The organism is Marivibrio sp. (assembly GCF_040218065.1).
Taxonomy (GTDB): domain Bacteria; phylum Pseudomonadota; class Alphaproteobacteria; order UBA8366; family Aestuariispiraceae; genus Marivibrio.
The window spans coordinates 125,568-146,790 of the sequence record NZ_JAVJQE010000001.1; the positions used below are offsets into that span (position 1 = coordinate 125,568).

At 67.9% G+C, this 21,223-nt stretch carries 19 protein-coding genes; 8 read left to right on the forward strand and 11 right to left on the reverse strand.

The genetic code is table 11. The features are described from left to right. Positions 1 to 95: 95 nt before the first annotated feature. The 3 genes from RIB45_RS00610 to ileS are packed head-to-tail and all read right to left on the reverse strand — an operon-like array spanning position 96 to position 4,173. A complete protein-coding gene (locus tag RIB45_RS00610) occupies positions 96 to 683 on the reverse strand; it encodes a DUF3035 domain-containing protein (RefSeq protein ID WP_350047679.1) in 588 nt (195 codons plus the stop codon). A gap of 51 nt (positions 684 to 734) precedes the next feature. Beyond that, entirely contained in the window at positions 735 to 1,271 is a 537-nt protein-coding gene (lspA, locus tag RIB45_RS00615) for a signal peptidase II (protein WP_350047680.1), read from the reverse strand. A 7-nt stretch (positions 1,272 to 1,278) separates the two neighbouring features. Next, the gene (gene ileS, locus RIB45_RS00620) at positions 1,279 to 4,173 is read right to left on the reverse strand and encodes an isoleucine--tRNA ligase (protein WP_350047682.1); all 2,895 of its coding nucleotides are present in this window, start codon (positions 4,171 to 4,173) and stop codon (positions 1,279 to 1,281) included. Between the two features lie 260 nt (positions 4,174 to 4,433). On the opposite strand from ileS, the gene RIB45_RS00625 reads away from it, so the two are divergent. Then, positions 4,434 to 5,504: an endonuclease/exonuclease/phosphatase family protein gene (locus tag RIB45_RS00625; protein WP_350047684.1), complete on the forward strand. Its 1,071-nt coding sequence runs from the start codon at positions 4,434 to 4,436 to the stop codon at positions 5,502 to 5,504. A 15-nt stretch (positions 5,505 to 5,519) separates the two neighbouring features. Here RIB45_RS00625 and RIB45_RS00630 read toward each other — a convergent pair whose 3' ends face one another. From RIB45_RS00630 to RIB45_RS00640, 3 genes are all read right to left on the reverse strand, one after another. After that, positions 5,520 to 6,662 (reverse strand): trans-sulfuration enzyme family protein, encoded by a 1,143-nt coding sequence (locus RIB45_RS00630; protein WP_350047686.1) that lies wholly within the window; start codon positions 6,660 to 6,662, stop codon positions 5,520 to 5,522. Between the two features lie 417 nt (positions 6,663 to 7,079). Then, a complete protein-coding gene (locus RIB45_RS00635; protein WP_350047688.1) occupies positions 7,080 to 9,146 on the reverse strand; it encodes a 4Fe-4S dicluster domain-containing protein in 2,067 nt (688 codons plus the stop codon). Between the two features lie 28 nt (positions 9,147 to 9,174). Then, the gene (locus tag RIB45_RS00640; RefSeq protein WP_350047690.1) at positions 9,175 to 9,432 is read right to left on the reverse strand and encodes a hypothetical protein; all 258 of its coding nucleotides are present in this window, start codon (positions 9,430 to 9,432) and stop codon (positions 9,175 to 9,177) included. A 231-nt stretch (positions 9,433 to 9,663) separates the two neighbouring features. On the opposite strand from RIB45_RS00640, the gene doeB reads away from it, so the two are divergent. Then, entirely contained in the window at positions 9,664 to 10,668 is a 1,005-nt protein-coding gene (doeB, locus tag RIB45_RS00645; RefSeq protein WP_350047692.1) for a N(2)-acetyl-L-2,4-diaminobutanoate deacetylase DoeB, read from the forward strand. A gap of 16 nt (positions 10,669 to 10,684) precedes the next feature. Here the strand turns inward: doeB and RIB45_RS00650 are convergent, their stop codons facing one another. Further along, positions 10,685 to 10,939 (reverse strand): hypothetical protein, encoded by a 255-nt coding sequence (locus tag RIB45_RS00650; RefSeq protein WP_350047694.1) that lies wholly within the window; start codon positions 10,937 to 10,939, stop codon positions 10,685 to 10,687. A 350-nt stretch (positions 10,940 to 11,289) separates the two neighbouring features. On the opposite strand from RIB45_RS00650, the gene phnC reads away from it, so the two are divergent. The 5 genes from phnC to RIB45_RS00675 all read left to right on the forward strand — a co-directional run bounded on the left by phnC (position 11,290) and on the right by RIB45_RS00675 (position 16,534). Beyond that, a complete protein-coding gene (gene phnC / locus RIB45_RS00655; RefSeq protein ID WP_350047696.1) occupies positions 11,290 to 12,132 on the forward strand; it encodes a phosphonate ABC transporter ATP-binding protein in 843 nt (280 codons plus the stop codon). A gap of 164 nt (positions 12,133 to 12,296) precedes the next feature. After that, positions 12,297 to 13,220 carry a phosphonate ABC transporter substrate-binding protein gene (phnD, locus tag RIB45_RS00660; RefSeq protein ID WP_350047698.1) on the forward strand — a complete coding sequence of 308 codons (924 nt, stop codon included), beginning with the start codon at positions 12,297 to 12,299 and terminating at the stop codon, positions 13,218 to 13,220. 96 nt (positions 13,221 to 13,316) lie between these two features. Further along, the gene (gene phnE / locus RIB45_RS00665; RefSeq protein ID WP_350047700.1) at positions 13,317 to 14,189 is read left to right on the forward strand and encodes a phosphonate ABC transporter, permease protein PhnE; all 873 of its coding nucleotides are present in this window, start codon (positions 13,317 to 13,319) and stop codon (positions 14,187 to 14,189) included. A 27-nt stretch (positions 14,190 to 14,216) separates the two neighbouring features. Further along, on the forward strand, positions 14,217 to 15,575 hold the full coding sequence (gene phnE, locus RIB45_RS00670) for a phosphonate ABC transporter, permease protein PhnE (protein ID WP_350047702.1): 1,359 nt from the start codon (positions 14,217 to 14,219) through the stop codon (positions 15,573 to 15,575). A gap of 68 nt (positions 15,576 to 15,643) precedes the next feature. After that, positions 15,644 to 16,534: a LysR family transcriptional regulator gene (locus RIB45_RS00675; RefSeq protein ID WP_350047782.1), complete on the forward strand. Its 891-nt coding sequence runs from the start codon at positions 15,644 to 15,646 to the stop codon at positions 16,532 to 16,534. Positions 16,535 to 16,538: 4 nt separating this feature from the next. Here the strand turns inward: RIB45_RS00675 and RIB45_RS00680 are convergent, their stop codons facing one another. Next, positions 16,539 to 16,946: a hypothetical protein gene (locus RIB45_RS00680; protein WP_350047704.1), complete on the reverse strand. Its 408-nt coding sequence runs from the start codon at positions 16,944 to 16,946 to the stop codon at positions 16,539 to 16,541. A 125-nt stretch (positions 16,947 to 17,071) separates the two neighbouring features. Between RIB45_RS00680 and RIB45_RS00685 the strand changes: the two genes are divergently transcribed. Further along, on the forward strand, positions 17,072 to 17,833 hold the full coding sequence (locus tag RIB45_RS00685) for an MOSC domain-containing protein (protein WP_350047706.1): 762 nt from the start codon (positions 17,072 to 17,074) through the stop codon (positions 17,831 to 17,833). Positions 17,834 to 18,117: 284 nt separating this feature from the next. Here the strand turns inward: RIB45_RS00685 and RIB45_RS00690 are convergent, their stop codons facing one another. The 3 genes from RIB45_RS00690 to prfA all read right to left on the reverse strand — a co-directional run bounded on the left by RIB45_RS00690 (position 18,118) and on the right by prfA (position 21,221). Further along, entirely contained in the window at positions 18,118 to 18,876 is a 759-nt protein-coding gene (locus RIB45_RS00690) for a DUF4167 domain-containing protein (RefSeq protein ID WP_350047708.1), read from the reverse strand. A gap of 363 nt (positions 18,877 to 19,239) precedes the next feature. Further along, a complete protein-coding gene (gene prmC / locus RIB45_RS00695; RefSeq protein ID WP_350047710.1) occupies positions 19,240 to 20,142 on the reverse strand; it encodes a peptide chain release factor N(5)-glutamine methyltransferase in 903 nt (300 codons plus the stop codon). Then, positions 20,139 to 21,221, reverse strand: coding sequence for a peptide chain release factor 1 (gene prfA, locus RIB45_RS00700; RefSeq protein WP_350047712.1), 1,083 nt, complete (start codon positions 21,219 to 21,221; stop codon positions 20,139 to 20,141). Before prfA ends, prmC begins: the two co-directional genes overlap by 4 nt. Positions 21,222 to 21,223: the final 2 nt, after the last annotated feature.

Genomic DNA, 21,223 nt, shown 5'->3' on the forward strand with positions numbered 1-21,223 from the left:
TGCGCGGGCCGCCCATCCAAAGAGACCTGACAGAGATAGGAAGGCGGGCCGGCGCTATCCAGCCCCAAGCGAACGGGGCTGTCGGGGGACGACGCTCAGAACGGCCACTCGAAGGTCGGACGCTCGCTGTCGCGGCGGATCAGCGGCGTCTGACCTTCGGTCGGGTCGCGGCCGAGCGCTGCGTTCTCCTGCAGGCGGCGCTGTTCGCCGTCGGCGTCGACGATGTCGCCGGGCTGTTCCTTTTCGCGCCAGAAGACCAGATCGTCGATGAAGCTTTCCTGCTCTTGCGCCAGCGACGCGCTCTCCTCCTCCACCACGCGGCGGATCGAGGAGTCGGCTTCCAGCGCGCCGGTGCGCTCCAGCAAGGCGATTTCGCCCTGGGTGGCGCCCTGGTCGCGCAACGCTTCCTTCTGCTGCTCCAACCGGCGCGAGGCGTCGCGGCCGAACAGGGCCTCCTGCGCCGTGGCGCGGGGCTGAAGATCTTGATTGCTTTGGCCGTCAGGGTCGGGCGGACGCAGGCCGAAATTGGGCGGCAGGGTCAGCGGCGCGCGTTGGACCACCGCGAACTCGTCCGGCGTCCGTTTGTCGAGGCCGAGAATCTCGCCTGTATCGGCCGCGCACGCGCCGAGCAGTCCCGCGGCGAGCGCGGCGACGGTCAGGCTGCGGACGATGCGAGCGGTCATATCGACCCTCCTAAGTCGGGGCGCGCGACGGGGCCCCTTAGATACGTCAATTTATTTAAGCGCTTTGCGTGCAGGCGGCAAGCCGTCGAGCAGAACCAGCAGCACGCCGACGGTGATCGCCGCGTCCGCCACATTGAAGGCGGGCCACGGATTGAACAGCCTAAGCGGAATGAAGGGGACGGAGATCGAGACGAAGTCGGCGACGGCGCCCCAATGGACGCGGTCGATGGCGTTGCCGACGGCCCCGCCGATCACGCAGCCCAGGCCGATCCCCAGGAGGCCGGTTTCGGCCGTGCGCAGCCAGGCGACCAGCACGCCCGCGATCACCACCGCAAGGCCCGCCAACGCATAAGGTCCGAAGGTTCCGTCGCCCAGAAAGCCGAAACTGACGCCGCGATTCCAGACCATCACCCATTCGAACCAATCGGTGACGGGGATGCGCCGCGGCGGGTCCATGACCGAATAGACGACGTAAAGCTTGGTCGCCTGATCCAGGACCAGCACCACCAGCGCCAGGCCCAGGCCCAGACGGAGCCGCCCGCGCTTCGGCTTCATGGTGAAGCCGTCGGCCCCTGAGGTGACGGGCATCGCCCCCTTACTCCGCCGCCGCGGGCAGTCGCTTGATCGCGTCTGCGCAACGCCCGCAGGCGCCCGGCGCCGACGGATCGGATCCGACGTCGGGCAGCACCTTCCAGCAGCGCTGGCACTTCTCGCCCTCGGCGCGCGCGAAGACTACGGCCACCTCCGGCGCGTCGGGCAGGCGGAAGGCGTCCTCCGGCGCGTCGGCGTCCGAGATCGTGATCTCGGAGGTGATGCAGACGTCGGCGAAATCGACGGAATTCAGCGCCCCTTGCATGTCGGCCGGCACGAAGACCCTCGGAGCGGCTTCCAGATTGGCGCGGATCTCCTTGTCGGCGCGCTTGCGCTCCAGCGCGGCCAGGACCGTGCGCCGCGCCTTGCGGACCGTCGCCCACTTGGCCTCAAGCGCCTCGTCCCGCCAATCGGCCGGGAGGGCGGGCATCTGGCGCAGATGGACGGAGAGGTCCGCCGCCGCTTGACCCTCGGCGCCGTTGCGCGCCAGCCACGCCTCCTCCGTCGTGAAGCACAGGATCGGGGCGAGCCAGGCGGTCAGGCAGTTGAACACCTCGTCCAACACGGTCAGCGCGGCGAGCCGTTTGGGATCGTCCGGCGCGTCGCAGTAGAGCGAATCCTTGCGCACGTCGAAATAGAAGGCCGAGAGATCGACCGCGCAGAACTCATGCAGCTCGCGGAAGATCTCGTTGAAATCGTAGTCTTCGATTCCGGCGCGCACGGTCTTGTCCATCTCGGCGAGGCGGCTCAGCACCCAGCGCTCCAGCTCCGGCATCTCGGCCGGATCGACGCGCTTGGCCGGGTCGTAATGGGCGAGGTTGCCGAGGAGCCAGCGCAGCGTGTTGCGGAAGCGCCGGTAATAGTCGGTCAGCTGCTTCAGCATGCTCTCGCCGATGCGCAGGTCGCCCGAATAGTCCTCCGAGACCACCCACAGGCGCAGGATCTCCGCGCCGTACTTGTCGTTCACTTCCTGCGGGACCACCACGTTGCCGAGCGACTTCGACATCTTGCGGCCGTCCTCGGCCATCACGAATCCGTGGGTCAGCACCGCGTCATAGGGCGCGCGCCCGCGCGTCCCGCAGCTCTCCAGCAAAGAGGAGTGGAACCAGCCGCGATGCTGGTCCGAGCCTTCGAGATAGAGCGAGGCCGGCCATTGCTGATCGGCGCGCGGCTCCAGCGTGAAGGCGTGGGTCGAGCCGCTGTCGAACCAGACGTCGACCACGTCGCGCACCTGCTCGAAATCCTCCGGGTCGTAGTCGTTCCCCAGGAAGCGCGAAGGCGGGCTTTCGAACCAGGCGTCCGCGCCTTCCTGACGGAAGGCCTCCACGATGCGGTCGACGACGGCCTGGTCGCGCAACGGCTCGCCCGTCTCCTTATGGACGAAGACCGGGATCGGCACGCCCCAGGCGCGTTGGCGGCTGATGCACCAGTCGGGCCGGTTCTCGATCATGGAATAGAGGCGCCGCTGGCCGGCCTTCGGATAGAAGGCGGTCTCGTCGATCGCCTTCAACGCCGTCTTGCGCAGATCGTTCGTCTCCATCGAGATGAACCACTGCGCCGTGTTGCGGAAGATCAGCGGCGCCTTGGAGCGCCAGCTGTGCGGATACTGGTGGCGTAAGGATCCCTTGGCCAGCAGCTTGCCCGCCTTGGCGATAGTCCGGATGGCGGTCCCGTTGGCCGGACCCTCCTTGCCCTCCTGGGTTACGACCGCCGCGCCCTCCATCAGCGGCACGAAGTCGTAGAAGCAGCCGTCCTCGCCCACCGTCTGCGGAACCTCGATGCCGTTGGCGGTCCCCAGCTTCCAGTCGTCCGCGCCGTGGCCCGGCGCGATATGGACGAAGCCGGTGCCGGCGTCGTCGGTCACGAAATCGGCCGACAGGACCGGCACGTCGAAATCGTAATGTCCCTGCGCGTCCTCGATCCCGCGCCAGGGATGCGCGCAGGTCGAGCCGATCACCTTGGCGCCCGGCAGCGTCGAAACGATCTTCCAGCCAAGGACGCCCGCCTGCGCGCAGGTCGCCTCGACCAGCGCCTTGGCGACGACGAAGCGCTCGCCGACGGCGGCGCCGGCCTTCTCGCCGACCTCCGTCGGCTCGACGACGGCGTAGTCGAACTCCTCATGCGCCGCGACCGCGCGGTTGCCGGGGATGGTCCAGGGGGTCGTCGTCCAGATCACGATCGACGCGCCGTCGAGCGCCGGGTCGGCCGCCTCGACCACCGGGAACTTCACCCAGATGGTGGTCGATTTATGCTCCATGTATTCGGCCTCGGCCTCGGCCAGCGCGGTCTTCTCGACCGCCGACCACCAGACCGGCCGCGCGCCGCGGAACAGCGCGCCCGACATCAGGAACTTGCCCAATTCGTTCGCGATCACCGCCTCGGCGTCATAGGCCATGGTCAGGTAGGGATTGTCCCAATCGCCCAGCACGCCCAGGCGCTTGAACTCCTCGCGCTGGACGTCGATCCAGTGATCGGCGAACTCGCGGCACTCGCGCCGGAACTGGACGATCGGCACGGCGTCCTTGTCGTGGCCCCGCTCGCGATAGCGCTCCTCGATCTTCCATTCGATCGGCAGGCCGTGGCAGTCCCAGCCCGGCACGTAGGGCGCGTCATAGCCCGTCATCTGGCGCGAGCGCACGATCACGTCCTTCAGGATCTTGTTCAGCGCGTGGCCGATATGCAGATGGCCGTTCGCGTAAGGGGGGCCGTCATGCAGGATGAACTTCTCGCGCCCCTTCGAATCGGCGCGAAGCTCCTCCCACAGCCCGATCTTCTCCCAGCGCGCCAGAATCTCCGGCTCGCGCTGCGGCAGGCCCGCGCGCATCGGAAACTCCGTGTGCGGCAGGAAGATCGTGTCCTTGTAGTCGGGCGTCTGCTGGTCAGGCGTCTCGGCGCTCATCGCTCAGGCTCTCGCAAATCACTATGCAACGGCCCCCGGCCTCTCGGCGGCGGGTCCGCGCGTGGTGTAGTCCAGATGCGCGGGGATTTCCAGCCCGGCGGGGCTTATCGGCGAGACGGGCGTCGGCGGTTCGTCGGCGATCGATCGCGACCCATGCGCCGCGCCGGTCGCGAGGGCTGACGGATCGATGTTCTTATGCGTGCAATAATGCTAATATGCACCTGTTAAAGATTTAAATCGGATTGTGAACGGGGGGCGTCGTGTCAGCGATTAATGTTGCAAGCTTCAACCTTTATCAATACGCGGCGCCGCCGCTTAGCTGGTACGATCGCGGAAATTCGTACGATCCGGACGCGTGGGACGAGAAGCAGCGCTGGATCGCCCGCATCCTCTCAAATGCGGCGCTGGATCTCGTCGGCTTTCAGGAGATCTTTTCACCCGAGCCCCTGCAGGCGCTGTGCGCCGGGGCGGGGCTGGCGCACTTTGCAACCGCGGATGCGCCGAAGGCCTCAGAGGCCGACCCGCAGGTGATGGTGGGGCCGGTCGTAGGCCTCGCCAGTCGCTATCCGATCCGCGACGCAAAGCCGGTCGCCTTTCCGGAAGAGATCAAACCCGATCTTTCGGTTCACGCGGATGCGCATTTCTACCGGACGCCGATCCAGGCGGTCGTCGAACTGCCGGGAATTGGTCCCACCACCGTGATCGTGGCTCACTTGAAATCCAAGCGGGCGCTCGTCACCGCGCCCGACCTGGGTCCCGACGCGAGCCGTGAGGAGGTGGTGAGAGAGGATCTCCGAGCCATCTCTCGCGGCCAGATCGCCGCTATGCTTCAACGGGGCGCCGAGGCGGCGGCCCTTTATCACGTCGCGAGCGGATTGCTCAGGGACGAGGAGTGGCGGCCGCTCCTGATCCTCGGCGATCTGAACGACGACGCTTATTCGGTCCCGCTGCAGGCGATCCTGCACGATCGCGTGTTTGAGATCGCCGGCGTGTCCTGGAGCGATTTGTCGAGCAATGACAAACGGCTCGTCTATAACTTGAAGCTGGGCGATTCATGGAGCTTGCAGCCGCGCGAAAGAAGGGCCGAGGCGCGTCCCGCCACACATTACTATCGCGGTAAGGGCTCGGTCCTCGACTACGTCATAGCGTCGAACGCCTTCAACTCATTTAACCCGAGGGCCGTCGGCCGCGTCGTAACCGCGGGCGTCCTCGACGAGCATCTCCTGCTCGCGGAAGACATGGGATGGGGCGAGCGCAAGGGGTATCTGCGCACGAAATCCGATCATGCGATCGCCACGGCGAGTTTGGGCCGTCGCCCGGACGACGAATAAGTCGCGACGACGCGCTCAGCGGAGGCCGAGCGCCTGCTCCAGATCCGCGATCAGATCCTCGACCGCTTCGATCCCGATGGACAGGCGCAGCAGGTTGTCCGGCACCGGGCTGTCCGGCGGTTCGATCGCCTTGCGGTGTTCGATCAGGCTCTCCACCCCGCCGAGGCTGGTGGCGGGGAGGATCAGCTTGGTGCGGGTCGCGACGGCCTGGGCGGCGGCGAAGTCGCCCTTGACCATCAGCGACAGCATGCCGCCGAAGCCGGCGGTCATCTGGCGCGCGGCGACGGCGTGGCCCGGGTGGCTTTGCAAGCCCGGATAGAGCACGCCGTCGAGGGCGGCGTGCCCCTCGAAATGCCGGGCGAGGGCGAGCGCGTTGTCGCAGGCCCGCTCCCACCGAAGCGCCAGCGTGCGCATGCCGCGCAAGAGCAGCCAGGCCTCCATCGGCCCCAGCACCCCGCCGGCGAGGCTGCGCAGGCGTTTGGCGCGCGTCCAGCGGGGGCCAGCCGCGTCGGCCGTCGAGAGCGCGCCGGCCACCACGTCGCTGTGGCCGCCGAGATATTTGGTCGCCGACTGAACGGCGATGTCGGCGCCGAGCTCAAGCGGGCGCGTCGTCAGCGCCGGCGTGCAGGTGGCGTCGACCGCCAGATGGGCGCCGGCCGCGTGCGCGGCTTCGGCCGCTTGCGCGATGTCGATCACCGCCCAGGTCGGATTGACGATCGGCTCGATCCAGACGAGGTCGGTCTCGCCCGGCGTGATCGCCGCTTCCAGCGAGGCCTGGTCGCCCGCCTCAAAGAAGTCGAGGCCGACGCCGCGATGGATGCTGAGGCCCTGCAGAAACTCCATCGTGCCGTGATAGAGGACGGAGGGCGCGGCGACGCGCTTACCCGTCGGCACGGTCTCCAAAACGCAGGCGATCGCCGCCATGCCGGAGGAGAGAACGAGGCTCTCCGCCGCCTGGTCGAGCTCCCGGATCACGCGCTCCACCGCCAGATAGGTCGGATTGTCGGCGCGGCTGTAGCTGGCCCCGGCCACGAGGCCGTACTCCGCGTCCCGCGCGTAGGTGCTGGCCATATGGATCGGCGGCGTCACCGCGCCGGTCGCGGGGTCGGTGTAGTGCAGCGCCTGGGCCAGCAGGGTGCGGGGGTCGGTGGCGGTCATGGGCGGGGGACTCCGAAAGGCGATGACGAACGACCCGCCTTTTAGCGGCTGGCGTCGGGAGTGGCCAGAGGGGGCGGGGCGGCGGCGTCGCCATCCCGATCCTCTTTCGGGGACACAATACTTCATTCCGCGGTGCGGGCGCGTCTCGGCGTCGGTTCAGCGCTCCGTGCGGATGAATTAAGTATTGCGTCGCCGACCCTCCGAGGATCCGCCAAAGGCCGTCGACCGCCACCCCGGCCTCGTGCCGGGGGAACAGCGGTGCGCCCCGGCGGACGCGAGAGGCCGTTGGCCCGGAACCAGTCCGGGCCGACGAGGCGGGAGGTCCGCGGCTTACGGAATCGTCTTTCGACATGGACTGACTTGATGACGAGGCGCCCCTAGAGCCTGCGGGGCGCCGCCGACGACAAGCGGCGGGGTCTACTCCTCCTCCCCGCGGTCGCGGGCGGCGAAGTAGTCGTCGGTGGTGCGCGGCTTGGGCCGCTCGCCGCTGCGGAAGACTTCGCCCTCGCCGGCGTCGAAGACGGCCTGGACGCGGCAGTCCTCGCACATCTTCAGGCGCTCCATCTGGCCGCCCTTGAACATCCAGTGTTTGTCGCCGAGACGCTCGAGCATCTTCTCGATCACGCTCTTCGCGGCGAAGGGCTTGCCGCAGGAGACGCAGTGATAGGGCTCCTCCTCCTTGATCACCACGGCGTCGGCGGCTGAGGGGAGGAAGTTGTAGCGCGGCTCGAGGGCGATCACCTTCTCCGGGCAGGTGTTCTTGCACAGGCCGCACTGGATGCAGGCGTCCTCCGTGAAAGAGAGCTGCGGCTTGTCCGGATTGTCGGACAGCGCGCCCGTCGGGCAGGCGCCGACGCAGGCGAGGCAAAGCGTGCATCCCTCGACGTCGACCTTGACCGTCCCGAAGGCCGCGCCCTTGGGAAGGGCGACCTGATCCTGAGGGGCGGGGGCGTGCTTGTGCAGATGGGCGGCGGCCATGCGCAAATTGGTGCGCTTCTCATCCTGCGGCGCGAACGCCGCCGCCGCCGGCATGGCGAGCTTGCGTTTGGCGGCGGGCGCATCCCATAGGGTCGCCTCCAAGGCGTCGGGATCGTCTTCCGTCGCCACCTCGACCAGACCGCTTTCGTAGCCGAGGCCGGCGAGCATGGTTTCCGCCAAGGACGTCTGCTGGGCGAGGCCGTCGAGTTCATGGCGCTTCGAGGGATGGACCAGCACGACCGCCCGATGCGCGCCCAGCGCGATCGCCGAGATCAACAGCTCGGCGTTCAATTGCGTCGCCTCGTTCAGGGCGACCGGCAGCACGGCGGCCGGCAGGCCGCGCCCGAACCGGGCCGAGGCCTCGATCGTCTCGAAGCTGCGGCCTTCGGCGTAGAACAGCAGGGTCGGCCGCTCGCCGCCGGCCTCGCGATAGGTCTTGAGGAGCGTGCGCACCCGGCCCAGCACCGCCGCGTCCGACGGGTAGGCGTAGCGGGCCGCCTGCGTCGGGCACACGCTGTTGCACGACCCGCAGCCGCCGCACAGGTAGGGATCGATCGCGACCGCATCCCCGTCGGGGCGGATCGCGGCGGCCGGGCACACGTCCAGGCAGCGGGTGCAGCCGGTGATGCGCGCCCGGCTGTGCGCGCAAAGCTCGGCGTCGAAGGCGACGTAGCGCGGTTTCTCGAACTCCCCAACCAGATCGGTCGCCTGCAGGACCGCCTTCTGGACGGCGACCGGGTCTTTCGGGTCGGCCCGCAGATAGCCGTCGCGCTTCTCATGGGCGGGGAACAGCGGCGCGCCGCCCGAGAGGTCGAGGATCACGTCGCAGCGGCTGGAGGCCTGATCAGCCGGCCGGCCCCAGGCGAGTTCCCCGCGCGAGGCGGGGTCGAGCGGCGCGAAGCCGTCCACGACGATTTCGAAGGCCCCCAGATGGCCGCCGGCGCCGGCGATCTTCCCGCGCGCGGTCATCAGATCCATGATCCCCAACGGCAACACGTCCTGAGGGTCGGTGAACAGCAGCGAAACGCTGAGCCGCCCGTCCAGTTGACGCGCCGCGTCGACCGCGGTCTGGCCGGCCCCGTAGACCAGGCAGACGCCCGCCGACTCCATCGCCACCGTGGGCGCGTCGGGCCGCGCGAGCGAGGCCGCGGCCAGCAGGGCGGCGATCTTCGGGCCGGTCTTCTTCGCCTCGCGGCTCCAGCCGGCGAGTTCGCGGATGTTGGCGAAGACGGGCGGCTGCGCCGGGTCGATCCCTGCGTCGGCCAGCGCCTCTTCGAACGCGACGCGCTCCTGGGTGCAGGCGACGACCGTCCCGGCGCCGGCGCCGGCGCCGTCGGCCGCGCCGACGGCGCGCGCGAATCGCTCCAACTCCCGGCGGCAGAGGTTGCGGTGCACCGCCGGCGCGTCAGCCGGATCAGCGCCGCAGGCCTTGGCCAGCGCCTCGCCGTCGAGGGGCATGGTCCCCTCGCAGTCGCAGATCAGGATTTCCTTGCCGTCGAGCTTCATGGCCCCGGTCTCCACCAACCGCGTTGTCTTAAGCTTTGCCGATCAGACGTTTGAAGGCGCGCCATTCGACAAACCCGTGCACGCCCGCGTTTAAGCCGTCGGCGCGCCGGATCTTTTGTTTTGGATTGAGGGCGATCGCCTCGTAATTGGCGGCGTTGGGATGGTCGAAGGCCTGGCGGACGGCCGCCGCTTCGGTCTCGGCGGCGACGATCATCACCACCGTCGGCTTTTCGTCCTTCTGCGGATAGCAGTCGAGCGCGAAGAGCCGCATGACCTCCATATCCATCCTCCCGCCTGGGGTCGCCCGTATCGGGCGGGTCTGGCGCCGCCCTTCTGGGCGTAGAAAAGACCGCGGCGACGGGAATGGCAACAGAAGAGTGGTGATACCATTTATCGAGGTGGGGCCCGCCCGTCGCCGTCCCCGCCGCACGCGCCCGACCCGACCGGGTTTGACGCCTGCGCGCTCATGATGTTTCAGTGCGTTTTCCCGCGCCCCTTCGGAAGGATGACGCCCTCAATGAGCGCCGACGTCGAACGCGTCTCGATCACCCTCGACCTCGACCGCGACGGGGTGCAGCACGGCTTCCTGAACGTTCCCCACTCCAGCGATCAATCGGCCTGGGGTGCGGTGCGCGTACCGATCGCCTGCATCAAGAACGGCGTCGGGCCGACGGTGCTGTTCACCGCCGGCAATCACGGCGACGAATATGAAGGCCAGATCGCCGTACATAAGCTGGTGCGCGAGCTGGCGGCCGATCCGGGACGCCTGTCGGGCCGGGTGATCGCCCTGCCGGCGTTGAACGCGCCGGCGGTCAGCGCGGGCGCGCGCACGTCGCCGATCGACGGCGGCAACATGAACCGAAGCTTCCCCGGCGACCGCATGGGAAGCGTCACCAAGATGATCGCCGATTGCGTCTACCGCCGCATTCTGCCGCTCGCCGATGCGGTGGTTGACATTCATTCCGGCGGGCGCACGCTCAGCTTCCTGCCCTTCGCCGCGATCCACGATCTGCCCGACGCCGACCACAAGGCGAAAAGCCTGGCGGCGATGAAGGCCTTCGGGGCGCCCTACGGCCTGATCATGACGGAGCTTGATTCGGCCGGCATGTTCGACACGGCGGTCGAGGACCTGGGCAAGATCTTCGTGACGACCGAACTGGCCGGCGGCGGCACGGCCGGCGCCGAGACGATCGCCATCGCCGATCGCGGCGTGCGCAACATCCTGAAGCATTTCGACATGCTGGAGGGCGCGCTCGATCTGCCCGGCGACACCCGCTTCATGGATATGCCCGAGGGCGGCGTCCATGTCGCCGACGAGCCGGGCCTGTTCGAGATCGTCGCCGACCTCGGGACGCGCGTGGCGGCCGGCGACGTGCTGGCGCGGATCTATCCGCTGCACCGCACCGACAGGCCTGCGATCGAGGTGCGCGCCAATATCGGCGGCGTCGTGCTGCAACGCCATTTCCCGGGATTGATAAAGGAAGGCGACTGCCTCGCCATCCTGGCGGAGGACATGGCCTGAGGCCGGCCCTGCGGCGTCAGCCCTGCATCATCTGACCGCCGAAATAGGCCGCGGCGAAGGCGATCGCGCCGAGCGCCACGGCGACGCCCAGCCATAGCGCGAGATTCGGCCCCTTCGACCCGACGTCGGACGCGCCGGCGATCTCCTGTTCGATTTTCTTGATCTTGGCCGCGACCTGCTGAGCGGCGGCGTCCTTTTGATCGGGCATCGATCGCATGATCGACTGCAGCCGCTCGAGCTCCTGTTTCGCCTCTTCCTTGCTTCGCGCCATCGCCCGACCTTTCTTCCGCGCGCCGGCGTCCCGCAGCGCCTAAGCGACCTTAGCCGATCCGCAGGGGCGGATGCGAGCCCTACAGCCGCGCAGAGAATAGGGTCGACGTTACGATTCCCTTAACGCGACCGCGCCGGGCGTCGCGTCGGCCGATCATGCAGTTGTCTTGAAGCGGTAACGAAACCGTAAAGCTCGACGGATAAGCATCGGGCGTCCCGCCGGGCGGTTTTGGGAAGCGCGTTCAAGCGTGGACCGCCCGACGCCCGCAAGGGGGAGCGCGTCAGCGGGACGGGTTTCGACCTATCGACGCACGATGATCGGCCGCGGCGGCCGGCGACGGGAGCCCTTTCATGCTGGAGTTCAAATCCGTCACGAAACGGTTCGGCTCGGTCACGGCCGTCGATCGCGTGACGTTGGAGGTCCCGAGCGGACAGATGCTCGGGATCATCGGCCGCTCCGGCGCCGGCAAGTCGACGCTCCTCAAAATGACCAATCGGTTGAGCGATCCGACGAGCGGGGAGATCCGCTGCGAAGGGCGCTCGGTCTCCGGGCTTAAGGGCAAGGCGCTGCTCAGCTGGCGGGCCGATTGCGCGATGATCTTTCAGCAGTTCAATCTGGTGCCGCGCCTCGACGTGCTGACCAACGTCATGTTGGGTCGGTTGAACGGCATGGGCGTCACCAAGAGCCTGTTCAAACTGTTCTCGGACGAGGATCGGCGCACGGCGCTCATGGCGCTCGACCGGCTCGACATCGCTCAGACGGCCTTGCAGCAGGCGGGTACGCTTTCCGGCGGCCAGCAGCAACGCGTCGCGATCGCCCGCGCTCTGGTCCAGACCCCCAAGATCATCCTGGCGGACGAGCCGATCGCATCGCTTGATCCGCTCAACGCCAAACTCGTGATGGAGGCGCTCAAGCGCATCAATCAGGAGGAGGGCATCACCGTCATCTGCAATTTGCACACGCTCGACACCGCGCGGCAGTACTGCGAACGGATCGTCGGCATGAGCCAGGGCGCCGTCGTCTTCGAGGGCGGTCCGGACGACCTGACGACGGACGCCGCCCGGGCGATCTACGGCGCGGGCGATGAATTCGACGAGGCTGCGACCTCCACCAGCCTGAGCGGCGACGCCCCGGTCGGCTCCGCCGAGACGGCGCAGGATCAGGACGCGGCGGTGAAGGTGGTCGGCCTCTGAGGGGCGCGCGCCGCCTGCATGCGTCAGCGACAACAATGAGAAGCAATCACTTGGTCGAGCCCCTTCAGGAGCCTGGGGGAAAGCCGCGAAAAAAGCGGTCGGCTCCAAGCGAAACAGGAACCATTCCGCAGCAGTCGGAAAACAGAGGGCTGAGAGGCAATCCCATGACCAACTTCCGCACGTTCGCGGCCGCCGCCGCCATCACCGCGGCCGCAGCCGTCCCCTTCGCCGCTCCCGCCGCCGCGCAGGGCATCGAAGAGTTCCGCATCGGCATCCTGGGCGGAGAGAACGCCAACGACCGTCTGCGCTCGAACGAGTGCGTGCGGGCCAAGACCGAAGAGCTGCTCGGCGTCGAGACTAAACTGTTCGCGCCGGCCGACTACAACGCCGTGATCGAGGGGCTGCTGGGCGGCACCATCGACATGGCCTGGCTGGGCGCCTCCGGTTACGCCGCGGTTTATCTCGAGGACCCCGAGGCGGTCGAGCCCGTGCTGGTGAAGATCAACACGGACGGCAGCTACGGCTATCACTCGATCGGCTTCGCGCGGGTCGAGAACGACATCGAGGACCTCGGCGACATGGAAGGCAAGGTCTTCGCCTTCGGCGATCCGAACTCGACCTCCGGCTACCTCATCCCGTCGATCGAGATTCCGCAGGCCGGTTACTCCATGGAGCCGGGCGAGTATTTCAGCGACGTCGTCTTCGCCGGCGGCCATGAGCAGACCATCGTCGGCGTCTACAACGGCGACTACGACGCGGGCGTCAGCTGGGCTGACGGCCTGGGCGCCTGGGAGGACGGCTTCAACAGCGGCGCCTTCCGCAAGGCGGTCGACAGCGGCCTCGTCGACATGACGGAGATGCGCGAGATCTGGCGCTCCAACGTCATTCCGGAAGGCCCGATCGTGCTGCGCAAGGCGCTGCCGACCGAGGTCAAGGTGAAGATGGTCGGCATGATGGCCAGCCTGGAGTCGATGGACCCCGAGTGCGCTTACGGCTTCATGGCCGGCGAGGTGAAGGGCATCGCCCCGATCGATCACAGCGCCTACATCAGCGTGATCGAAGCCCGCCGCTCCAAGATCGGCGAGTAAGCTCAGACCGGTTCACGGAGGCCGGCGTCGGGATCCGTCCCGGCGCCGGCCTCTCCCTTTCAACGCCGCAAGGCCAAGACTTGTGACGGTTCGCCCATGTCCGCCGCCGACCCGCCGACGCTGACCAAACTGGAACAGCTGGATCAGGCTTACGCGAAGACCGAACGCACGCGGAAGCTCTATACGATGCTATTCCTCGGCGTGACGGTCTTCGTGATGGCCGGCGGTTTCACGCTGGCCGAGGACATGAATTCCGGCGGCTTCTTCAGCGGGTTGAGCAAATTCTTCGATTATCCCTCCTCGATCGTAAGCGAGGCGATAGAGGCGGGGTGGAGTTGGTTTCCGCTGCTGATCGAGTTTCTGCCGGCGCTGATCGAGACCGTGAACATGGCCGCCGTCGGGACCATCCTGGGGGCGGTGCTGGCTCTGGGGCTGTCTTTCTGCTCGACCCGGAATCTCGGCGTCTGGGCGCCCCTGGTGCCGATCTGCCGGCGCGCGATGGACATCGCGCGGGCCTTTCCGGAACTGATCCTGGCGCTGTTCCTGATCTTCGTGCTGGGCGCGAGCCCGGTCCCCGCGATCATCGCGGTGGCGTTCCACACCGCCGGAGCGTTGGGCAAGCTGTTCTCGGAAGTGAATGAGAACATCGACCGCGGGCCGCTCGACGGGTTGGCCGCGTCGGGCGCCAACTGGTTCCAGCGCATGCGTTTCGGCGTGCTGCCGCAGGTGCTGCCGAACTTCACCAGCTATCTGATGATGCGCTTCGAGATCAATATCCGCGCCTCGGCGATCCTCGGCTTCGTCGGCGCCGGCGGCATCGGCGCGGAGCTGCGCAAGGCGATCGGCTGGAGCCAAGGCGCGGAGACGGCGGCGCTGTTCGTGCTGTTGTTCCTCGCCATCATGCTCATTGATCAGGCGTCCGGGCGCCTGCGCAGACGCATGATCGGCGACGGCCTGCAACCGCTTTAACCGGGCGCGACAGGAGATTCGCAGACCATGACCGCCGCCTCCACCGCCGCCTCCACCGCCGCCTCCGCCGCCGCCGATCTCGAACGCCGGTTCGCGGACACGCTGAAGCGCTCGCGTCGGCAGATGTTCTGGCCGGTCGGACTCGCGATCGGCGTGGTGATCTATCTCGCCTACGCCTGGGTCGCGTTCGACATGACCTCGCTGGTCCAGCAGTCGCGCATGGATCGCGGCATGATCCTGGCGCTCGACAGCTTCGCCTACAAAGTTCACGTGACCGAGGACCTGCGGGACGAGGAGGGGCCGAAACTCTCCATCGAAGGGGCGCGGCAAGGCGGGTTCAAGCAGGATCCGGAGTGGGTGCGGCGCAGCGGCGACCAGACCGCGGTGGATTTGGGCGACGGCTACTCGGTCACGCTGCAGGACCGCTCGCTGACGCTGTTCGCGCCGGGCCTGGATCAGGCGATCAGCGCCCGCGTGCTGGAGGACGGCACGGTGACGATGACCGGCCCGCAGCCTGGGTGGGTGAAGGTCAACGACCGCCGCTTCGAGGCGCGTCCCAGCCTGTTCAAACGCGTGCGTATGACCCGCACGCGGATCGAAGTGCACCGCTATTTTCTGGGTTGGGAGAACTTCTGGTTCGGCTATCAGAGCGCGTTTCACGGCATGGGGCTGCTGGAAGCCTGGGACTACGCGCAAAGTCAGCCGCAGATCGAAGCGGGGCTGTCCAATACGCAAAAGCTCCTCTCCGACATCTGGAACAACAAGGAATGGCAGCATGGCGAGGTCTTCCAGGCCTTGCTGGAGACCATCCTGATGGCCCTATTGGGTACGCTCGTCGCCTCGATGGTCGGGCTGCCGCTCGCCTTCGCGGCGGCGCGCAACTTCAATCCGCTGGGGCCGGTTCGATTCGTGATTCGGCGCGCCTTCGACTTCCTGCGCGGGATCGATTATCTCATCTGGTCGCTGATCTTCATTCGCGCCTTCGGCCTGGGGCCGCTGACCGGCATCATGGCGATCGCCTTCACCGACACCGGGACGTTGGGCAAACTCTACTCGGAAGCGCTGGAGAATATCGACGGACGCCAGGTGGACGGGGTGAAGTCCACCGGCGCGGCGCCGGTGCAGCGCTATCGATTCGGCGTCATCCCGCAGATCCTGCCCATCTTCATCGCGCAATCCCTCTATTACCTCGAATCGAACACCCGCTCGGCCACCGTCATCGGCGCGCTTGGCGCTGGCGGCATCGGGTTGAAGCTGGTGGAGACTCTGCGCACCGGCCAGGATTGGGAGAACACCCTCTACATCATCATTCTGACGATCGCGGTGGTGATCATGATGGACGTGTTTTCCGGCTGGCTGCGGCGCAAACTGATCAAGGAGAGCTGAGCCTCGTCGCGCGCGGGCGAACGCGCTAGCGCACCGTCGGCGAACAGGCTAACCTCCCGCGCATGCCGATGGATTGGGACAGATTGCGGATTTTTCACGCCGTGGCCGAGGCCGGCAGCTTCACCCATGCGGGCGAGAAGCTGAATCTCAGCCAGTCGGCGATCAGCCGCCAGATTTCGTCGCTTGAAGAGAGCGTCAAAGCCCCGCTGTTCCATCGCCACGCCCGCGGCCTGATCCTAACCGAGCAGGGCGATATGCTCTTCCGCACGGTCAAGGACGTCTTTCATAAGCTCTCGATGGTGGAGGCGCGTCTCGCCGAATCGAAGGACCGTCCGAGCGGCCCGTTGAAGATCACCACCACAACCGCTTTCGGCTCGACGTGGCTGACCCCGCAGATCAAGGAGTTCATCCATCTCTTTCCCGACGTCGAGGCGACGTTGATTCTGTCGGACGAGGAGCTGGATCTCGGCATGCGCCAGGCGGACGTGGCCATCCGAATGAGCCCGCCGCGCCAGCCGGATCTCGTGCAGCGCCCCTTGATGAGCTATACGACCAGGGTCTACGGCTCGACCGAATATCTCGAGGCGAAGGGGCGGCCGGGGACGCTCGACGATCTGGATCAGCATGACATCGTCGTCTTCGGCGAAGAGACGCCGATGCCGGTCAAGACCGTCAACTGGCTGCTCGACGCGGGCGCCAAGCCCGAATCGCCACGCCGGCCGATCCTGCGGGTCAACTCGGTCTACGGCATCTATCGCGCGGTGCGCAGCGGCCTCGGCCTCGCCGCGCTGCCGGAATTCATGATGCCGGAGAAGATGGGCCTCGAGCCGGTTCTCCCGGAATTGCAGGGGCCGACGACACAGGCCTATTTCGTCTATCCTGAAGAGCTTCGCCATTCCAAACGCATCGCCGTGTTCCGCGATTTCCTGCTGCGCAAGGTGGCGGAGATGCAATTCTAGGCGATCAGTCGAGCCGCAGCGTCGCGCCGGGGGGCGCAGCCTCGGGCCGCGGCAGGACGAGCCGTCCGCGCCGGGTGGCGATCGACAGCGTCAGCTCGCCGTGCGCGTCGTAGATCGCCGACACCCCCGCCAGCAGGTCCTTCTCCGCGCTCACCCGATGAATCCAGGCGTCCGCGAAGGCGGCGACGGTCTTCGGGCCGCCGGCCGGCGCCGGCCCGATCAGTATGATGTCCTGGACTTCGCCCGGCGAGGCGTCGAGCGCGCGCAGCGCGTTCGCCAGGTCGCGACCGAAGGGCGGCGGCGTCGGGCCGAAGGCGGCCAGCGCCAGACGGACCGGCGACAGCAGCGCGTAAACGGGCGCGGCCGCCCCGACGCGCAGGGCGTAGACTTCATAAGGAAACATCAGGGCCATTGGCCGGGCGGCCTCGCGATCGGGCGGGGGCGGGGCGGACGCTTGCTCCCGGCCGACGGTATCGACGGGGCGCGGGACGGGCAAGCGGGTTGCGCGCCGGCGACGATGCGCTAAAACTCCCGCCCATGCCGATTACGCTCGCCGACATTCGTCGCTATCCGGTCAAGGGTCTCGCCTCCGACGCGCTGCAGGAGACGACCCTGTCGATCGGGCGCGCACTCCCCAACGATCGCCGGTGGGCGATCGCGCACGCCGCCAGCCGAATCGATCCGGCCGCTCCGCATTGGGCCGAGAAAAAAGAATTCCTGATGCTGGCCAAGGACGAGAAGCTTGGCCAGTTGGGCGTCGCCTTCGACGACGAGACCAACATCCTGACGATCACCCGCAAGGGCAAGCAGGTGAGTCGCGGCAAGCTCGACGACGTCACGGGCCGGATGCTGCTGCAGACCTTCCTGTCCGGCTTCCTGCCGGACGGGCCGCGGGGCGCGCCCAAAATCGTCGAAGCGCCGAGCGACGAACAATTCACCGACGTTCCCGACCCCTTCGTTTCGATCATCAATCTCGCGAGCGTGCGTGATATCGAGCGCGTCGCGCGCGAGCCGGTCGATCCGCTGCGCTTTCGCGGCAACCTCTATCTGGACGGCGCCCAGGCGTGGGCTGAACAGGATTGGATCGGACGGAAACTTCAGATCGGGGACGCCGTGCTGGAGGTGGTGGAGCCGATCGAGCGCTGCGCGGCGACCAACGTGAACCCGGTCGACGGGGCGGTCGACATGAATGTGCCGATGACGCTTCGACGCGGTTTCGGCCATGTGCAATGCGGCGTCTATGCGCGCGTCACCGCCGGCGGGCGCGTGGGCGTCGGCGACGCGGTCGCCCTCGTCTGAAGGCGCTTCTCCCGCGAGGGCGGGGGCCTCAGGCGGTTCGGTCCGGCCTTTGCGCCTTCATCGATAAGATCCCGCGCGCCCGACTTGCCGCCCGAAAAGGTCGGCGCGTCCTCAATTCCGTCGTTCCAGGCATGCACCCGCTCTCGACGGAGATAGGAAATCCGCGGCGTTCAGAGCGCAGACCCTGAACGGCGTCAGCTTTTTTCGAACAGCCGGGCGCTTGTGCGGGGTCCCCTGAAACCTTGGGCGGCGAGACCGACGGGGCGGCCTTGGGCGGTCGCCCCTCAATCTGCGCCGATAATCGCCCGCAGACCGGCGTCGTCGTCGCCCTCGGAGGACTCCTCGTCGGACTCGCTCTTCGCCGGGCGACGCTTGCGCGGCGGCGCGTCGGGGTTCTTACGCGGGCGGCCGCGTCCGCGCTTGGGCGGCTGGGCGTCGTTGGCGGCGTCCTGGTCGCCGCCGTCCGACGGCTCGTCGCCGTCGCTTGCGTCGGCCTTCTTGCGGTCGCCGTCGAAGTCCAGTTGATCCTGGCCTTCCTCGCCGCCGCCGCGCTGGCCGCGCCCGCGGCCCCGGGCGCGCTGGCCGCGCCCGCCGGAGCGACCGTCAGCCTCGTCGCCGCCGCGAGAGTCGGCCCCGCGCTGGTCGTCGCGGCGCTGGTCCGCGTCGTTCTGCTCCGAACGGTCCGCGCGATTACCGGCGTCGTCATCCTGATCGCCGCGCTGGGTCAATTCCGATGCGTTGGGCGCTTGGGGCTGCCCCTGTCGACCGTCCCGACCGCGGTCGGAATTGTCGCTGTTGAGGATGCGGTAGTAATGCTCCGCATGCTGGAGCATGTTTTCGGCCAGAACCCGGTCGCCGGAGCCCTGCGCGTCGCGCGCGAGCTGCAAATACTTATCCTGGATCTGCGAGGCGTTGCCCCGGATGCGCACGCCGGGTCCGTTGGAATCGAAATTCTGCCGGGCGGGATTGCCGCCGCCGCCGCCGCCGCGTCGGCCGCCGTTGTTGCTGTTCCGCCGACCGCGCTTCTGATTTTGATTGCTCACACCGATCCTCGTTCGTTGAACCGACGCCGTCGGCCGAGTTTCCGGCGGCGTCCCCTCGCGTCGCATTCGCGTCAATCTCGCCCCGCCGGCGGGGGCGTCCGCCCCGCAGCCCGTCGGGCGCGAGGCGTGCCGTCGGTCGGCCTCGTCGCCGTCCGCTTGATCGTGGTGGAGGCCGGTCGGCTCCGGCGTCCGTCAGGCGTCGCGCGGTCGACGCTTCTGCGCTCCCTCGCGCAAGCGCGTCATCCGCTGTCGTGCGCCGCTCTCTTCGAATTTTAGCGCCAGCATCTGTCGGCGCCCGCGATCCCCGGACCGCAATCGCGATCTTGAAATGGGCTCGCGTCGGCCGCCCGACACGAAGGGACCCTAGCCGGTCCCAAGGGGCTTTCCAAGCCGTTTTTTGCCGCCCGCGACCAAGCAACGCGCGATCCCGGCGGCGTCCCGGCGACAAGCCAGCACGGCGAGACCGGAGGCCTCGGCGATGTCGGCGACGGCGCGCCATTGTCCGACGCCCACTTCGAGCGCCGCGACGCCGTCCGAGGGCAAGAGATCGGCTGCTGCGGCCAGGATGACGCGGTATGGATCGAGACCGTCCGCGCCGCCGTCGAGGGCGTCTGGCGGATCAAAGTCACGCACCTCCGGGCTCAGCCGCTTGATCTCGGCGTGCGGGATGTAGGGCGGGTTGGCGAGGATCAAGTCCACCGGGCCGGCGACGGCCCGCGCCCAGTCGCCCACGGCGATCATCGCCCGCGAGGCGAGGCCCAGCGCCAGCGCGTTGCGCCGCGCGACAACCGCCGCCGCCGGCGAAGCGTCCAGCCCCAGTCCGCGCGCCAGCGGCCGCTCGGCGAGGACCGAGAGCAGCAAACAGCCGCCGCCCACCCCCAGATCCAGGACGCGCAACGGCCGGTCGCGCGCGGGAAAGGCCTCCAACGCGGCGGCGACCAGCGTCTCGCTGTCCGCGCGCGGGTCCAGGACGTCCGGTGAGATCTCGAACGACAGGCTCCAGAACTCGCGGCGGCCCAGGATCCGGGAGACCGGTTCGCGCCGGGCGCGACGCTGCACCAGATCGCGAAACCGCGCGGCTTCGTCGGCGTCGACGGGCTCGCCGCCGGCCCCGATCACGGCGGCCGGCGGCCGGCCCAGGGCGGCCGCGAGAAGCAGGCGGGCGTCCCGGCGCGGCGCCTCGACGCCAGCCAGCGACAGCGTCCCGACCGCCTCGCGCTCCAACGCCGCCTGGGTCGGCGCGGCGCGGTGCGGGACGGCGGTCATGCATCCTCGCCGATCGCGGCGAGCCGCGCGGCGCGATCCTCCAGGATCAGCGCGTCGATCACCTCGCCTAGAGCCTCGCCCGCGATGATCTTGTCGAGCTTGTAGAGGGTCAGATTGATGCGGTGATCGGTGAGACGGCCCTGGGGAAAGTTGTAGGTGCGAATGCGCTCCGAGCGGTCGCCCGAGCCGACCTGGGTCTTGCGCGCCTCGGCGCGCTCGCTCATCTGGCGTTCGCGCTCAGCGTCGTAGAGCCGCGCGCGCAGCACCCGCATCGCCTTGGCGCGGTTCTTGTGCTGAGACTTTTCGTCCTGGCAGGTGACGACGACGCCGGTGGGCAGGTGGGTGATGCGGATCGCGCTGTCGGTCGTGTTGACGTGCTGACCGCCCGCGCCTTGGCTGCGGTAGGTGTCGACGCGCAGATCGCCCTCGTCGATCTCAACGTCGACCTCCTCCGCCTCCGGCAACACGGCGACGGTCGCGGCGGACGTATGGATGCGGCCTCCCGATTCCGTCTCCGGCACTCGTTGGACGCGGTGGACGCCGGATTCGTATTTCAGGCGGCCGTAGACGCCGTCGCCTTGGACTTCGGCGACGATCTGGGAATAGCCGCCGATCTCGTTCTCGCTGAGCTCGATCACTTCGACCCTCCAGCCTTCGTTTTGGGCGTAGCGTTGGTACATGCGGAACAAATCGCCCGCGAAAAGCGCCGCCTCGTCGCCGCCCGTGCCGGCTCGGATCTCCAGGATGGCGTTGCGATCGTCGGCCTCGTCCTTCGGCAGCAGCAACAGCTTGAGCTCGTGCTCGATGGTCGGCAACCGCTCGTCGAGCGCCGCGAGTTCGTCGCGGGCCAGCTCGCGCATCTCGCGCTCGCTCGTCGGATCGTCGACAAGGGCTTGCAGATCGCGCCGCTCCGCCTGAGCGGCCTTGAAGGCCTCGGCCTTCTCCACCAGCGGGCTGAGGTCCGCATACTCCTTCGACGCCTTTCGGAAAGCGTCGGGCGCCATGTCGCCGCGCGCCATCGTATCCGACAGTTCCTGATGGCGGGCCAAAACCCGGTCCAGATTGTCGCTCCACCCCATCG

What these genes read in the sequence shown, in the direction of transcription:
- prmC (WP_350047710.1), bottom strand. Translation starts at nt 20,142, where the DNA reads ATGACCGCCGTCCCGCACCGCGCCGCGCCGACCCAGGCGGCGTTGGAG.
- lspA (WP_350047680.1), bottom strand. Translation starts at nt 1,271, where the DNA reads ATGCCCGTCACCTCAGGGGCCGACGGCTTCACCATGAAGCCGAAGCGC.
- RIB45_RS00675 (WP_350047782.1), top strand. Translation starts at nt 15,644, where the DNA reads ATGGATTGGGACAGATTGCGGATTTTTCACGCCGTGGCCGAGGCCGGC.
- phnE (WP_350047700.1), top strand. Translation starts at nt 13,317, where the DNA reads ATGTCCGCCGCCGACCCGCCGACGCTGACCAAACTGGAACAGCTGGAT.
- RIB45_RS00640 (WP_350047690.1), bottom strand. Translation starts at nt 9,432, where the DNA reads ATGGATATGGAGGTCATGCGGCTCTTCGCGCTCGACTGCTATCCGCAG.
- doeB (WP_350047692.1), top strand. Translation starts at nt 9,664, where the DNA reads ATGAGCGCCGACGTCGAACGCGTCTCGATCACCCTCGACCTCGACCGC.
- RIB45_RS00610 (WP_350047679.1), bottom strand. Translation starts at nt 683, where the DNA reads ATGACCGCTCGCATCGTCCGCAGCCTGACCGTCGCCGCGCTCGCCGCG.
- ileS (WP_350047682.1), bottom strand. Translation starts at nt 4,173, where the DNA reads ATGAGCGCCGAGACGCCTGACCAGCAGACGCCCGACTACAAGGACACG.
- phnC (WP_350047696.1), top strand. Translation starts at nt 11,290, where the DNA reads ATGCTGGAGTTCAAATCCGTCACGAAACGGTTCGGCTCGGTCACGGCC.
- phnD (WP_350047698.1), top strand. Translation starts at nt 12,297, where the DNA reads ATGACCAACTTCCGCACGTTCGCGGCCGCCGCCGCCATCACCGCGGCC.
- RIB45_RS00685 (WP_350047706.1), top strand. Translation starts at nt 17,072, where the DNA reads ATGCCGATTACGCTCGCCGACATTCGTCGCTATCCGGTCAAGGGTCTC.
- RIB45_RS00630 (WP_350047686.1), bottom strand. Translation starts at nt 6,662, where the DNA reads ATGACCGCCACCGACCCCCGCACCCTGCTGGCCCAGGCGCTGCACTAC.
- phnE (WP_350047702.1), top strand. Translation starts at nt 14,217, where the DNA reads ATGACCGCCGCCTCCACCGCCGCCTCCACCGCCGCCTCCGCCGCCGCC.
- prfA (WP_350047712.1), bottom strand. Translation starts at nt 21,221, where the DNA reads ATGGGGTGGAGCGACAATCTGGACCGGGTTTTGGCCCGCCATCAGGAA.
- RIB45_RS00635 (WP_350047688.1), bottom strand. Translation starts at nt 9,146, where the DNA reads ATGAAGCTCGACGGCAAGGAAATCCTGATCTGCGACTGCGAGGGGACC.
- RIB45_RS00680 (WP_350047704.1), bottom strand. Translation starts at nt 16,946, where the DNA reads ATGGCCCTGATGTTTCCTTATGAAGTCTACGCCCTGCGCGTCGGGGCG.
- RIB45_RS00650 (WP_350047694.1), bottom strand. Translation starts at nt 10,939, where the DNA reads ATGGCGCGAAGCAAGGAAGAGGCGAAACAGGAGCTCGAGCGGCTGCAG.